Origin of the sequence: Falsirhodobacter sp. 1013, from assembly GCF_051195255.1 — a bacterium.
Classification (GTDB): Bacteria; Pseudomonadota; Alphaproteobacteria; order Rhodobacterales; family Rhodobacteraceae; genus Falsirhodobacter.
Map to the genome: position 1 here is coordinate 40,499 of NZ_JBNJLK010000014.1, position 13,859 is coordinate 54,357.

Below are 13,859 nucleotides of genomic sequence, written 5' to 3' on the forward strand. Positions count from 1 at the left end.
GGAACCCTCCTTACAATGCGATGCGGACGCCCAGCAGGGCGAACAGCCCCCCGAACGCCCGGTCCAGAACGGATTTCAGGCGAATATACCCGCGCCGGATCCGGTCAAGCGAGAAAAGACGCGCGACCAGCATGTTCCAGCCGGCCTCGTTCACGAAGACGGTCAGAAGCAGCGCCGCGATGACGGGGCCGGGGGCGTGGGGCGGCACGAGGCCGACGAACACGGCGCCGAAGAAGATGGCGGGCTTTGGATTGGCCAATTGGGTCGTGATGCCCAGCCGCAGGGCCGACAGGAGGCCGCGCGGGGGGAGGGCGTCCATCACCAGCGGGTCGTCCGCATGGCGCCACATCTTCCACGCCGTCCAGATCAGGAAACCGGCGCCGATCAGCTTGAACGCGCCGAACAGGGCCGGCGCGGCGGCGAACAGAAGCGACAGACCGAACAGTGCCGCCGCCGCCCAGACGACCGCGCCGAGGCCAAGGCCGACCGACAGGAACAGGCCCGTGCGCAACCCCTCGACCGCGCCGGTGCGCGCGGCCATCAGAACGGCGGGGCCGGGGCTGGCCGCCGCAGCCAGATGCACGGCCCAGACCGCCAGAAAGGCGGCCAATGTCATGACAGCCCCCTCCTGCCGGTCATGGGCTCAGTCCTTCTTCGCGGTCTCGATGTCCGGCGCATCGACGGCCTTCATGCCGACGACGTGGTAGCCGGCATCGACATGCAGGCATTCTCCCGTCACGCCCGAAGCGAGGTCCGACAGCAGGTACAGCGCGGACTTGCCCACCTCTTCCTGAGTGACGTTGCGGCGGAGGGGGGAGTTCAGTTCGTTCCACTTCATGATGTAGCGGAAATCGCCGATGCCCGATGCGGCCAGCGTCTTGATCGGGCCGGCCGAGATGGAGTTGACGCGGATGCCGTCCTTGCCCAGATCCTCGGCGATGTACTTGACCGAGGTTTCCAGCGCGGATTTCGCGATGCCCATCACGTTGTAATGCGGCATCACCTTTTCGGCGCCGTAATAGGTCAGCGTCAGCAGGCTGCCGCCGTTCGGCATGATGGCCGCCGCGCGCCGCGCGATCGCGGTGAAGCTGTAGACGGAGATGTTCATCGTCATGGCGAAGTTCGCGGGCGACGTGTCGACATAGCGGCCGCGCAGCTCGTTCTTGTCGGAGAAGCCGATGGCGTGCACGACGAAGTCGATTGTGCCCCACTTTTCCTTCAGCGTATCGAAGAGCGCGTCCATCGACTCCTCGCTTGCGACATCGCATTCGACCATGATGTCGCTGCCGATCGTGGCCAGAAGCGGCTGGACCCGTTTCTTCAACGCCTCGCCCTGGTAGGAGAACGCGAGTTCCGCGCCCTGGTCGGCACAGGCCTTGGCAATGCCCCAGGCGATGGACTTGTCGTTTGCCAGGCCCATGATCAGGCCCCGTTTTCCAGCCAGCAATCCGTTCATCCGGCTTCCCTCGCCACATTATTCATTATCTGGCGGGTTTAGGACATGTGTCAGGCTGCTTCAAGTCGCCGCTCTTGCGTTTTGTCCCACATCCCCTAGGGTTCGACGCGAACGACACAGGATCTTTCCATGGACATACCGGCGGGACATTTCGCGGGCACCGATCCCTTCGCCATCGCCCGCCGCTGGCTGGCCGAGGCCGAGGCGACGGAGCCGAACGATCCCAACGCCATCGCGCTGGCGACGGTCGATGCCGATGGAATGCCGGATGTCCGCATGGTGCTGCTGAAGGAGATCGAGGCGGAGGCCTTCGTTTTCTATACGAATTACGACAGCGCGAAGGGGATGCAGATCGCGCAGTCGGGCAAGGCCGCCTTTGTGCTGCACTGGAAATCCCTGCGCCGCCAGATTCGCGTCCGCGGGACCGTCACGCGCGAGGAGGGGCCGCAGGCCGACGCCTATTACAACTCCCGTTCGCTGCAAAGCCGGCTGGGGGCCTGGGCCTCGCAGCAAAGCCGTCCGCTGGAAAGCCGGGCGTTCCTGATGGGGGAGGTGACGAAAGTGACGGCACGTCATCTTGCAAATCCTCCGCGGCCGCCATTTTGGGGTGGATTCCGAATCGCGCCGACGCAGATTGAATTCTGGGCGGATGGCGCTTTCCGCCTGCATGACCGCTTTCAATGGCTTCGTGATCCCTTGCAGCCGGGCGGCTGGTCGACCCGCCGTCTGAATCCCTGACCCACAAAAGCACACAGGGAGTGTCATTATGCCTTGCAACGGACCGCCGATGCTTACAAAAGACCTAGAATAACAAAAGGACGGAGCTTAGCGACTGTGCCTCATACACTGGATGATCTGGAAAATGGCGGTACGGTGGTGGCGACTGGGCGGGTCAAATGGTTTGACCCTGTGCGCGGTTTCGGTTTCGTTGTCGTAGAGTCGCTTCCTCGTGACATCCTTTTGCACGCGAACGTGCTGCGCAATTTCGGACAAAGCACCGTCGCCGACGGCGCCCTGATCGAGGTGTGCATCCAGAAGACAGAACGGGGCGTGCAGGCGATCGAGGTTCTTTCCGTCGAAGCCGCATTGCCGATCGTCGCCCGCGCCGAAGGCGAGCCGGCCCTGGACGCCGAGGCGCTGGAGGCCCTGCCCATGGAGCCAGCGCGAATCAAGTGGTTCGACCGCGCCAAGGGCTTTGGCTTCGCGAACATCTTCGGCAGTCTTGAAGACATCTTCCTGCATGTGGACGTGCTGCGCGCGGCGGGCCTGGCGGGCGTCGCTCCGGGCGAGGCGGTCGCCCTGAAGACCGTGACCGGCAAGCGGGGCCCGATGGCCGTCCAGATCCTTTCTTGGGACGCTGCCGCGCGGACGCAGCCATGAAGTGGCTCGCGGCGCTGTGCCTGCTGGCGATGCCGGTTCAGGCCATGGCCGCCTGCCGCGCCGATCAGGTGGAATTCCGAAACACCGGCGGCGTTACGCGCTTTTCCGTGGAGGTGGCGGATGACGCGGCGGAGCGCGCCCAAGGCCTGATGTACCGGGAGCATATGGCCGCAGCCTCCGGGATGCTTTTCGTGTACGAGCGTCCGCAGCCGGCCAGTTTCTGGATGCGCAACACGTTTATCCCTTTGGACATGATCTTCATGGATGAAACAGGGACGGTGCGGCATGTCCACGCGAATGCCCGTCCGAAAGACGACACACCCATCCATGGCGGCGATTCCGTGCTGGCGGTGCTGGAGATCAACGGCGGGCTGGCGAGACGTCTGGGGATCGCCGAAGGCAGCGTCATGCGGTCTTCCCATCTGGATCAGGCAAAGGCGGCCTGGACCTGCGAATGACGGCTTTTCTTTCCTGACATCCCGTTATAGGAACGGCCCAGGTTCGGGGCGTAGCGCAGCCTGGTAGCGCGACGGTTTTGGGTACCGTAGGTCGTAGGTTCGAATCCTATCGCCCCGACCAGCATTGGCTTGAACCGGTTCACGCCTTGGTTGTGCTTCGGCGCCTCTGGGACGGCGGGAATCCGTTCGTGCTTCAGGACGAGGCCGAACCTTGGCCGATCACGTTCCCTGCATTATTTGGCCACCGGTTGCGTGGGCCGCGATTCAATCACAAGCCTGTGGGGCCTGCCTCTCGACGTCATGAATCTTCCGAGCTCGGCGCATGCCTTGGGGGTTCTACGTCTTTCCTTGAGGGAGTTCTCGCCATACGGAATGCGGTTTGGCACGAAGGAATCCTGTGACTTGTCGCTGACAAGACCTGCGCATGGCCAAATCTGCGGCTTCGGTCAGAACCAAAGTTGCTGCACACCGCATTCAAAGAAAAAGAGGAGCTAGACGGTTACTCGTGGTAAAATAGGGTTGGAGCCACCGCCTAGCTCCACACCCGCCAGCCGTCACATAAGGAGCTAATCGTTACTCGGGTGACGGGTTACGTTCTAAATATACCATCCACCCACGGTGTCAATCGCGTCTAAGTTGATAATTAACTATTTATTAAGTTTGAGGCAGTATAGGCGGCACCGGTTGTCCAGAGGCTGTCGTTCGGGCAGACTGAAGGCGGGCATGGATGTTTTTTAGACGCTCCCGTGACATCTCATGATGCAATTGAACGTTGATTGCCCGCTCCCGCGATTCGGAACAGACGTCCAGATCAGGCCGCCGGTTTTCTCCTTCGGGAAACTTGTGCAGTGATCCGCCCGCTCAGCCTTCGGGCGAAGGACAGTGGCCTCGCGGCTCCGATCGACCATAGACGCGTCGGAGTACGAGAAGTGCACAATGATCGGCGATCTCGTCGTGTATTCTTCCTTGGCGAATGGACACAGGATGGTTTAGGACACGTCGGTCCGAACCTGTCGTAATCGGACCCCACCCTCCTTTAAGGCTGCACAAGACGATGCCTTCTGACATCCCAGACACCCGGCCGCAGGATGCTGCGGTCGTGGAACCGGAGCTTGGCGCGCGGGTCGAGGACGAGCTTGCCTGGCGTTTGCGGCAACAGGAAATCCTGTCCGCCTTCGGCTTGTTCGCATTGCGGTGCCGGGAGCGTCCTGATCTGCTTGGCGAAGCGACGCGCGCCTGTGCCGACGGGATGAACGTGGATCTGTGCAAGTACCTGGAACGGGACAGGGAGGATCCGTCCCGATTGCTTGTATGTGCGGGGGTGGGCTGGAAGGACGGCGTCGTGGGCGTGGCGACGCTTGGCGGGGATATGGACAGTCCGGCCGGCTATGCGTTCCACACGCGCCAGCCGGTGATCTCCAACCACCTTGACAAGGAGACCCGCTTCCGGACGCCTGCGCTGATGGTCGAGCATGGCGTGCGCCGGGCCCTAAACGTTCCGGTGCGCGATGGAGCCGAGCCCTATGGCGTGCTGGAAGTGGACAGCACGCGGGATGGCAAGTTCAGTCACGACGACATCGCTTTCGTGCAGGCGATGGGCAACACGGTGGCCGTCGCGCTGGAGCGTTTGCGCACTGCGGAGGAGCTGGAACGCGCCGTCGACCGTGAACGGCTGCTGGCGCACGAGATGAAGCACCGCATCAAGAACCTGTTCAGCGTAGTGTCGGGCGTGATCTCCATGTCGGAACGCGAAGCGCGCCGCTCGGGCGAGCCGGACAATGCGCTTGCCATGGCACGTGAGCGTATCGGCGCGCTGGAGCGGGCCGCCGATATCGGTTTGCATCATCCCGACGATGATCGGCTGGTCGTCAGGAACCTGAACCCGATCGCGCTGACGCGGTCGGTGCTTTCGCCCTACGGCGATCGGGTCATTGTGGATGGGGATGCGGGGATCTTGGAGGGCAGCTTCTCCACCCCGCTTGCGCTCGTGCTGCATGAACTGGCCACCAACTCGATCAAGTATGGCGCGTTCAGCTCCGGTCAGGGCGTCATCACCGTGCGGTGGAGCAGGACGGAAAGCCAGATGACGATGACCTGGACGGAACGTGGGGGACCCGCGGTATCCTCGGTTCCCGAACATGCGGGTTTCGGCACGATGCTGGTGTCAGGGATCATTTCCGCCTCGGGCGGGGCGATGGTGACGGATTGGCTGCCGACAGGACTGCGGGTGACCGTCGAGCTGCCGCTGACGTCAAGTCTGTAAGTCGGTTCTCTGCACGAGCTACGGCATGCTCACGGCGGGCTATGCATTCCGTGGGTCGACCCGTCAGGAACAGGTTCCAACCGGCCAAGTTCGCCGATAGGTCGCGGTCGGTTCCGGCATCGAATCCTGACCTTCCACCGAACACCGGATCATGTTGGTACCCCCTCACATTTCTCATGTGTTCTATTCATGTTCCTGTATTGTACCTGAATAACTAGGATCTTGTTCCGGTTATCCCGTGGTTCCGCCACACCACGCATGTGTTTTTGGACAGGTTACCCGAGACACCAAAGTTTACCGATGGACATCCCTCCGAAATCGATTTCATAAAACTTATACGAAGTTGCAGGAGGCGAGAGTGTCGCATCTTTGGGTTGTTCCCGTCATGTTCGAGAACCCAGTGACTGGAGCGCACCACATCATCCGCGCAAGCGGGCACGCGCTGATCTTCCTGACCGATCAATGGCCCTGGCATAAGGCGGCCGCCTACCACGAGGCCGTCGACATCTGCATGTCGGCCTTCGAAAACGACCAGTGTCATGAACATGCGCGCGACGCGACCTTGGCGGCTCTTATCAGCGCCGGGCTGATCGCGCCCGAGTGCTGCGGATAGGTTTAGGGCGAGTGATCGGTGGTGGACGAACTGCCACCGCGAGCAGGAGGGCGGTGCGCAACCCGCGCCCATGCAACACTCGTCACCCGGCTGAACCACCTTCAGCCTGAGGAAGAATCATGCTTTGGTCCAGAGAATTTCCTTATCGTCGGCGGCGGGAGGCGAGGCACGAAAAGCCCGGAAGGGTGGAGCCCGCGCCATGGCACGGGCTCCGTCATTGACGTCTGTAAAACTCGTTACCCTTGCAGGATAGGCTGGGAAGGTTAACGCCTCGTAGCCGCCTTCGTGCCGTCACGCGGGGTGCACTGTGCGCATGGCTGCACTGGTTTCAAACGTTTTTCGGCAGGGGGAAGACCTTGTCATAGGTCCAGTTGAAGACAAAGGCATAGACCAGGTAGAACAGGACGAAGGCCACATCCATCACCAGCGCCTGCCACAGCCCGATCCCCAGATAAAGGGCGATGAAGGGCAGGGTGAACAGCAGAAGCCCGCCTTCGAACAGCAGGGTGTGAAGAACGCGCACGGGCAAGGTTTTGTGCACGGTGCCGGCCCAACGCTTCATCAGGCGGTCGAACATCAGGTTGTAAAGGAAGTTCCAAAGCGTGGCGACGGTGGCCGACACGACGGCCACCACCCCCAGATCCGCGGCGTGCACCCCGAACCCCATCGCGCCAAGTGGCACGACAAGAAGGATGCCGATGATCTCGAAGCTGAGGGCGTGGCGAATGCGGTCGCGAGTGGTGCGCATGATCTGTCCCATCTGAATGCCGGGCCGTCCCGGAATGCTGCCCGATGGGGGAGGTCGTCCTCGCAGGGCTTCATATAGGAAGGGCCTTGCGCTTGTCCATGCCGGGGGTCCGGGCGCGGCGGGCGCGCCCGGGACAGGATCAGGCCTTCAGGGCCACGAAGTGCAGGAAGCGGTCGTAATGGGCCACAACGTCAGCGATGATCTCCTCTTTGGAATACCCGAAGATGTCATAGCCGCGGCTGCCTTGCGCAAGGAACACCTCGGCCCGGTAATAGCGGTTGCGGGGCTGCTCGTTCCCGCCGGTGTCGGTCAGGGCGAAGGCCGGGATCGGCTGGCTGATCGGCTGCACGCCATAGGTGAAGCCGCTGCTGCCATCCCCAAGATCCACCCGCAGGGCGACGCCTGTGTCGTCCCGCGTCACCTCGGCCGCATGGCCACGCGCGCTCAACTCGGCCTGCACCGCGTCCAGTGCCTGGGCCACAGGGCCGTTCAGGAAGCTTTCCACCTGTTGGCGGCGCGGATGGCTGACGATGGCGGCCAGGCGCCGGCGCCACATCGCGCCCTCGTTCACGACCAGCGGCGCGCTGGGCAGGGCGGCGCTGGCGGTCAGCGCCACTTCGTCCGAAAGGCCCTTCCAGATGCCGACGCACATGAACAGCATCACCACCGACAAGGGCGCGGCCGCGATGACCGCCGCCATCTGCACCGCCGCAAGCCCGCCCGCCAGAAGCAGGCAGCCTGCGACCGCCCCGCAGACGATCGCCCAGAAGACGCGCAGCCACAAGGCCGGCTCCTCCACGTCCCGGCGGGAGGTGATCATGGCGATGACCAGCGCCCCCGCGTCGGAGGCCGTCACGAAGTAGATGGCGACTAGCATCCCGGCCAGCCAGGCCAGCACGTTCGACGCGGGAAGGTATTCGAACACGGTGAACAGCGCGATCGGCATGTTTTCGGACACGGTGCGCGCGATGTCGCCCCCCGCCACGTTCAGGTCCAGCCAGATGGCGAGGTCGCCGAAGATGGTGAACCAGATCGCGGTGAAGCCCGCCGGCGCGAACAGCACGCCCAGCAGGAACTGCCGGATCGTCCGCCCGCGCGAGATGCGGGCGATGAACAGGCCCACGAAGGGTGACCAGGAAATCCACCAGCCCCAATAGAACAGCGTCCAGGAGGCGACCCAGTCCGTCGGCTCGTATGCATAGATGTGGAAGGTGCGCGACACGAAGCTGTTGATGTACAGGCCGATGTTTTCCACGAAGGCCCGCAGCAGGAACTGCGTCGGCCCCAGGATCAGGATCAGGCCCATCAGCACGAAGGACAGGACGAGGATGAACTCCGACAGCCGGCGGATGCCGTTGTCGAGTCCGGTCGCCACGGTCAGCGTGGCAAGGATCGTGACGATCACGATCAGGACCAGCTGCACGTTTACCGATTGCGGCAGGCCCAGAAGATAGGTGCCCGTCGCGTTCAGTTGCGCCACCCCAAGGCCCAGGGACGTCGCAAGACCCGCGAGCGTGCCGACCACCGCGAAGATGTCGATCATGTCGCCCATCCAGCCGTTCACGCGGTCGCCCAGCAGCGGGCGGAAGGCAGACCGGATGACCAGCGGTTCGTTCCGGCGGAAGCCGAAATAGGCCAGCGCCAGACCGACGACCGCATAGATCGCCCATGCATGCACGCCCCAGTGGAAGAAGGTGATCGCCATCGCATCCCGCGCCGCCGCAGGCGTTCCCGCCGCCGCGTCTGGCGGGGACGAGAAGTGCATGATGGGTTCGGCGACGCCATAGAAGACGATGCCGATGCCCATCCCACCGGAAAACAGCATCGCGATCCATGTGCCAAGGCTGTAGTCCGGAACGGATTCGTCCGGACCCAGCTTCACCTTGCCCAGCGGGCTGATCGCGAGGATCAGCAGGAACACCACGAAGCCGCCAACGGCGAGCATGTAGTACCAGCCCACCTCCCGGACGATCCAGTCATTGGCGGCCTGAAACCAGGCGGCGGCGGTTTCGGGGGCGGCACAGGCAAGGATGATCAAGCCCAGCGACACGATGGCGGAGCCGAAAAACGGCAGAGGAGCGACGTCCCTCAGGAGTCTTTGCAAAACGTGATCCTTTGTTTGTTACGTGCTGTTTCATAGGGCGAAAGGCACGAAATGGCCACCCGAAGAGGCACGGCGCGGCTTGTTCACATCTTCCGGCGCAGCGGCGCGCAGACGAAATCCTGTCTGGAGGAAGCGGGAAGCCGGGCGTAATCTTCCCCATCCGCGGGAAAAGGAAGTCGAGATGTCCGGTGCAATGAGTCTGAGCCACATGCTGGTCGTGGGGGTCGTCGTGCTGATGCTGTTCGGTCGGGGCAAGGTGGCAGGCATGATGGGCGAAGTCGGTCGAGGGCTGAGTGCTTTCAAGGCCGGCATCCGTGATGGAGACGCCGAACCCCGGCCGGTCGCACTCCCCAAGGACGATCAGTAGCAACCGCGAAGCCTGACACGCCGGGATGAGCGGCCGGGCGACATCAGCTTCAGCCTGAAGCCCGCGTTTTGGGCAATGACGAACACGGCGGAGCCAAGGCTGGAGCCGACGGGGTGCGCCTCCACCTGTTCCGGAGCGGAGGCTTCCACAGGCTGAACAGCTCTTGAAATCGCAAAACGTTTTTTTCCGCACCGGGCGGCCCCAGTGTCGCGAGCCCAGATCGGTACAACGAACTGCTCTCACGCGTTCCGGCGGGATTGAGGTGCTTGATCCATCCCCTGAATACGGGTGCAGGAGGTCGTGTTTGCCAGTGGGGTGGTCCGTCGCCTGATCCACCACGACCATCGCGCTGCTCAGGCATTGTCGTTGCGGATGGCGTCGCAGTCGATGAGGATCCCGCCGCATTATGCAGCTGTCCGCGCCGTAGGGAGATGACGAGCCTTTCCATAGCTTCTTTATCGGACGCTGTTTTCTCTATGCTACCTGGACCAGATGGCAGGTTCAGCCGATGCGGGTGTGGAGTGTCCGTGACGTGGCGACCTCAAGATGCGCGGGTAGAACGAGCACACGACGTCGATTTTCATGCGTGGGAGACCGGTACAACGACCTATGGCAGGATAAGAACGAGGCGTGTTTCCAAACCTCATGTCCCCCTTCCGACAGCTGTTGGCAGTGGCAGTGCGTCCGCGGGTTCCGGGCCTGCGCTAAGCTCAAAGGCTTCCGTCGCGCTGCCATCTCGTGAACCTTAACGTCCTTGGGCTTTATGACGATCTGCGCAATGAAGCCAAAGCTGTTGGCATTGTCAGAAGAGGCCATCCGCCCATGAGCATTCATAAAACAACCGCTGGCACCATGCCCAAGCTGTCCGTGACGCCGATGATCGATTGGTCTCGCCAAAGAGAATCAGTATGCAAACGTCATGAAGTCATGACCGATCAGTTCGGACTCGAATGATTTTTGTAGTACGTGTCGCCCCGTCCGGCCCTTATTTCTGATGGTCTTTTGTTGAGTACAGCGACTTCTGCCACCGGATATGACAGCCTCTGCCTGATCATATGAAAAAGGCGCGGCGGATGCCGCGCCTCTCCAACAGCGTGATAACGGGTTACTGAGCTTCAGGCCAATCGAACTCGGGTGCGTTTTCAAGCGACGCGCGATCGGACTTCAGAACCGTGAAGTAATCATTCGGGGAGTCTCCATCCTTGATGACCACCAAGTCGTCCATCGACACCGCGACCGTCTTCTCTCCCATGCCCAAGAAGCCACCGATGTCCGTCAGCACAGCCTTGACCTGCCCGTCTTCACCGATGACCAGATCGCTGATCTCACCAACATCATCCCACTCCTGATCGACTTCCGTCATCTCGGCGTTGGCGTCGACATCGGTTTCGGAGACGTACAGGCGCTTGCCGATGAACGTTTCAGCCGACTTGTCACCGGTCATGGAGGTGTAGTTGTAGCCCATTGCGGACGTATCGGAGGTTGCGGTCGTTGTTGCGGCCGGTTGCGTCGCGGTCTGGGCAACAACGGGGGACGCGAGCATGGCGACGATGGCGGTGGATGCGAGCAGTTTGATCATTGGTGTCTCCTAAAGCTTAAGCCGACGTGAGCCGGTCGCGGAGACAACACGCTGTTTTACCAAAGGTTCCATGCTGCATTCGACCAGCCCGGAGCCTTGGGTCCCCAAGCCTGACCCTCAGGCGAACGTCTAGAGCCACAGCGGTTTGGCAGATCTACAGAATTCCTTTCTTGAAGCCGGGTTGATACGTAACAACACGAGGGCAACACAGGTCTTCGATAGGCTAATTCAAAGATCGTCGTTTGATTGGATGAAAGCATGTCCGATTTCTTTGCAAAGACTGCCAGTTTCTTCAGCGCCGCCACCGGCAGGTTCTTCCGAGAGCCAGACCGGAAGCCGCTGTCCCAATGCGGCGCACTGTGCTGGCGGCAGAATGACCTTCGTAAGGAAGTGCTGCTGATCACCAGCCGCGAGGCGGGTCGCTGGATCATTCCGAAAGGGTGGCCCATGAAAGGCAAGACGCTGGTGCAAGCGGCGGAGCAGGAGGCATGGGAGGAGGCGGGCGTCAGGGGGACGGCGAACCTTGGCTCGATGGGCTGCTACCGATACGTGAAGCGTTCGGGCAGCCCCTCGGCCGCAGAGGTGGACGTGACGGTCTTCGCCCTGCAGGTGTTCGAAGAACGCAATGACTTCCCTGAACATGGACAGCGCAACAAATTGTGGACAACCCCAGAGGATGCCGCCCGCCTTGTCGAAAATCGCGGCTTGAGTGTTCTGATCGCGTCCTTCGCCTGAGCTTCTATTGGAGCTACGCCGCCATCCAGACCGTTGGGCGCCGACGATATCGTGGTCTCACCTCGACCGCGCCGATGGCTCTGCCGATTTCCGCCGCAGCGGTGATTCCTTGTACGAAGGGTCGATCGTGCATCAGATACGGGATTGCCCCCATCGCGATGCGCCCCAGGCGGATCCCCGGAGCGATGAGGGAATAGTCATCCGCGATTACCGGCACATCGCATCCGGCATCGAGCAGCAGATCCCGAAGCGTGGGAAAGGGTAGATCTTTGCTGGTCATGGCACGCTGCCCTCGGGCGTCGATGAAGACGTCAAACACGTGCGTCTCCCCATTCGCGACGATCTTCGTGCCGAGATCATTCGTATCCCGATCATAATCCCGACCAAGGGCACAAAGGTTCAGCACGCCCGCATCCCGCAACGCCAGAAGCCGTCTGATGGATTCGGACGGCACGGCCGCGTAGTTGTCGATGAACACACGCTTCAACCCAGCATCGAAGCGTTCGCGGTCGTGTGTCGAGAAGTTGGGGAGCAGGGCTTCCATCTTCTCGTGCATGCGCAGGATGGCGTAACGCCAGCGGACCACGCGCCTGTCGATCTTGTTGCGTTCGACCTCGGCCAGATTGAAGGCGGCCCAGCGAAACGGATCGCGTTTCAAGCGGTCCGAGAAATAGGCATCCGCGATGCTGTCGGCGGTGGCGGAAGCCAGTCCAGATCCCTCGGCCCAAGCGGGGTCCTCGGCCAGGATCTCCGCGACGAAAAGCCCGAACACCCGGTCGAGCAATCCATCCTCTCCAGCATCCGACGCCACCTCCAGCGCCGCGTCGGTCATCACGCGCAAAGGCTCATAGGGGATGGGGCAATAGAAGTCGGCCTCGGGGAGGATGCCGGTGCGCGACATGAGCGTGATCTTCAGGTCCCCGCTCTCGTCTGCGAGACGGAAAAGGAGATGGCCGTCAGTGTCACGCGCAAAGGTTCCGTGTTGCGCCGCGACCGCCATCGCCGCGTCGATTGAACTGAGCGAGGTGCCCATGACCCCGATCCGCACCGGCGGAATGTCCGCGTCGAACAGGCCCGTCCAGGGGCTGGGATAGTAGCTGCGAGCTGTCTCCTCCTCTTCGGGCCAGACATGCCCCGTCGCGAGGATCAGGCGGTCGAAGACCTCCGGCCGCTCCGCCGCGACATCCGCCACCCTGACGCCGTCATCCCCCGGCAGGATGTCGACGATCTCCGTTTCCTCGTGGATATGGACAACGTGGCCGCGGGCTTCGGCCTCCCGCAGCAGTTCGATGAACTGCGCGCGGAAATACTGCCCGAGCAACAGGCGCGGCGTGAACTGACGATCGTCGAGCGTGTCTGGATCGACCCCGAAGCCGCGCAGGACGGCCTTCGGCAGCGTGGTCATCCATCCCAAGTAGCTTTGCGGCAGATCCGGAATCTCGATGCTGGCAATGTTGGCGAGCATGGATTTGCGGCAGGCGGCGGAACTGTAGGGCATACCGATGCCGACCTGCGGCCCGGACTCAAACAGGGAAATCGTGAGGGGATCGGAATGTTCGATCAGGCGCTGGAAGGTGTAGATGCCTGTCGGACCAGTGCCGACGATTGCGATGTGACCTGACATGTTCATCTCGGAAGTTTACTGCATCCGAAGGTGACGCCAAGCGCTGGAAAAACAAGCTCGGCCACGAGGTTCCACGGAAATATCCTTCGCGCGCTTCAAGACCCAGGAATAAATGGTGACGGCGTCGATAAACTCGACGCTTGATGCAGATTGAATAACCGCTTTGTCCCGATTGTGTCTACAAACTCGGCGCGGATCCTGCGATGACGTCGCGCTGAGATCGGCCTGCGCGCTTCCGTCATGCCACGTGCGGGGCGACCGGGGACCAGTTTTGCCGGTGTGCGGAGGTTCTGGGTGGTTGCGGCGAGGTGGAACTTGTCCTTGGCGCCGTTTGGGCCGCGCAGGCGCAAGCGGCCGAGGCGCAGGATGCGCTTGAGGTGGGCGAAGAGCATCTCGACCTTCTTTCGCCGTCGCGTGCTCTCGAGGTAGGCACTGGTTCCGGCGAAGGCCCGGATCTTGTCGCGGACGGCCTCATGGCGGTGGCGGGAGATCGTGCGCGTGGCCTGGTTTGGCGTGCAGCGGGCCTTGAGGT

General features: G+C 62.1%; 14 protein-coding genes, 1 tRNA gene and 1 pseudogene. 9 read left to right on the top strand and 7 right to left on the bottom strand.

Going from position 1 to position 13,859, the window contains the following annotated elements:
* Nucleotides 1-10: 10 nt before the first annotated feature.
* The gene (locus ACSHZY_RS15360) at nt 11-616 is read right to left on the bottom strand and encodes a LysE family translocator (protein WP_435170599.1); all 606 of its coding nucleotides are present in this window, start codon (nt 614-616) and stop codon (nt 11-13) included.
* 27 nt (nt 617-643) lie between these two features.
* On the bottom strand, nt 644-1,456 hold the full coding sequence (gene fabI, locus ACSHZY_RS15365) for an enoyl-ACP reductase FabI (RefSeq protein ID WP_435170601.1): 813 nt from the start codon (nt 1,454-1,456) through the stop codon (nt 644-646).
* Between the two features lie 129 nt (nt 1,457-1,585).
* On the opposite strand from fabI, the gene pdxH reads away from it, so the two are divergent.
* The 6 genes from pdxH (at nt 1,586) to ACSHZY_RS15395 (ending at nt 6,170) form a co-directional block, all read left to right on the top strand.
* Nucleotides 1,586-2,194 (top strand): pyridoxamine 5'-phosphate oxidase, encoded by a 609-nt coding sequence (pdxH, locus tag ACSHZY_RS15370; RefSeq protein ID WP_435170603.1) that lies wholly within the window; start codon nt 1,586-1,588, stop codon nt 2,192-2,194.
* Between the two features lie 135 nt (nt 2,195-2,329).
* Complete coding sequence (locus ACSHZY_RS15375) at nt 2,330-2,836, top strand: cold-shock protein (RefSeq protein WP_435170631.1); 507 nt, start codon at nt 2,330-2,332, stop codon at nt 2,834-2,836.
* On the top strand, nt 2,833-3,294 hold the full coding sequence (locus ACSHZY_RS15380) for a DUF192 domain-containing protein (RefSeq protein WP_435170605.1): 462 nt from the start codon (nt 2,833-2,835) through the stop codon (nt 3,292-3,294). The genes ACSHZY_RS15375 and ACSHZY_RS15380 overlap by 4 nt, the downstream gene beginning before the upstream one ends.
* Nucleotides 3,295-3,338: 44 nt before the next feature.
* Nucleotides 3,339-3,415 (top strand) — tRNA-Pro (locus ACSHZY_RS15385).
* Between the two features lie 933 nt (nt 3,416-4,348).
* Nucleotides 4,349-5,557, top strand: a complete 1,209-nt coding sequence (locus ACSHZY_RS15390; RefSeq protein WP_435170607.1) for a sensor histidine kinase — start codon at nt 4,349-4,351, stop codon at nt 5,555-5,557.
* Between the two features lie 358 nt (nt 5,558-5,915).
* Nucleotides 5,916-6,170, top strand: a complete 255-nt coding sequence (locus tag ACSHZY_RS15395; protein WP_435170609.1) for a DUF982 domain-containing protein — start codon at nt 5,916-5,918, stop codon at nt 6,168-6,170.
* A 328-nt stretch (nt 6,171-6,498) separates the two neighbouring features.
* On the opposite strand, the gene ACSHZY_RS15400 is transcribed toward ACSHZY_RS15395, so the two are convergent.
* A complete protein-coding gene (locus ACSHZY_RS15400) occupies nt 6,499-6,918 on the bottom strand; it encodes a PACE efflux transporter (protein WP_435170611.1) in 420 nt (139 codons plus the stop codon).
* A 139-nt stretch (nt 6,919-7,057) separates the two neighbouring features.
* Entirely contained in the window at nt 7,058-9,022 is a 1,965-nt protein-coding gene (locus tag ACSHZY_RS15405; protein ID WP_435170613.1) for a BCCT family transporter, read from the bottom strand.
* A gap of 181 nt (nt 9,023-9,203) precedes the next feature.
* Between ACSHZY_RS15405 and ACSHZY_RS15410 the strand changes: the two genes are divergently transcribed.
* Together ACSHZY_RS15410 and ACSHZY_RS15415 are read left to right on the top strand one after the other, a co-directional pair.
* A complete protein-coding gene (locus tag ACSHZY_RS15410) occupies nt 9,204-9,389 on the top strand; it encodes a twin-arginine translocase TatA/TatE family subunit (RefSeq protein WP_435170615.1) in 186 nt (61 codons plus the stop codon).
* 738 nt (nt 9,390-10,127) lie between these two features.
* Nucleotides 10,128-10,343: a hypothetical protein gene (locus ACSHZY_RS15415; RefSeq protein ID WP_435170617.1), complete on the top strand. Its 216-nt coding sequence runs from the start codon at nt 10,128-10,130 to the stop codon at nt 10,341-10,343.
* Between the two features lie 151 nt (nt 10,344-10,494).
* On the opposite strand, the gene ACSHZY_RS15420 is transcribed toward ACSHZY_RS15415, so the two are convergent.
* Complete coding sequence (locus tag ACSHZY_RS15420) at nt 10,495-10,968, bottom strand: PRC-barrel domain-containing protein (RefSeq protein WP_435170619.1); 474 nt, start codon at nt 10,966-10,968, stop codon at nt 10,495-10,497.
* 258 nt (nt 10,969-11,226) lie between these two features.
* Here ACSHZY_RS15420 and ACSHZY_RS15425 point away from each other — a divergent pair, with 258 nt between their 5' ends.
* Complete coding sequence (locus ACSHZY_RS15425; protein WP_435170621.1) at nt 11,227-11,703, top strand: NUDIX hydrolase; 477 nt, start codon at nt 11,227-11,229, stop codon at nt 11,701-11,703.
* Nucleotides 11,704-11,716: 13 nt separating this feature from the next.
* On the opposite strand, the gene ACSHZY_RS15430 is transcribed toward ACSHZY_RS15425, so the two are convergent.
* Entirely contained in the window at nt 11,717-13,333 is a 1,617-nt protein-coding gene (locus ACSHZY_RS15430) for an FAD/NAD(P)-binding protein (RefSeq protein WP_435170623.1), read from the bottom strand.
* A gap of 242 nt (nt 13,334-13,575) precedes the next feature.
* Nucleotides 13,576-13,859 (bottom strand): annotated as a pseudogene (locus tag ACSHZY_RS15435) (transposase); the annotation flags it as partial.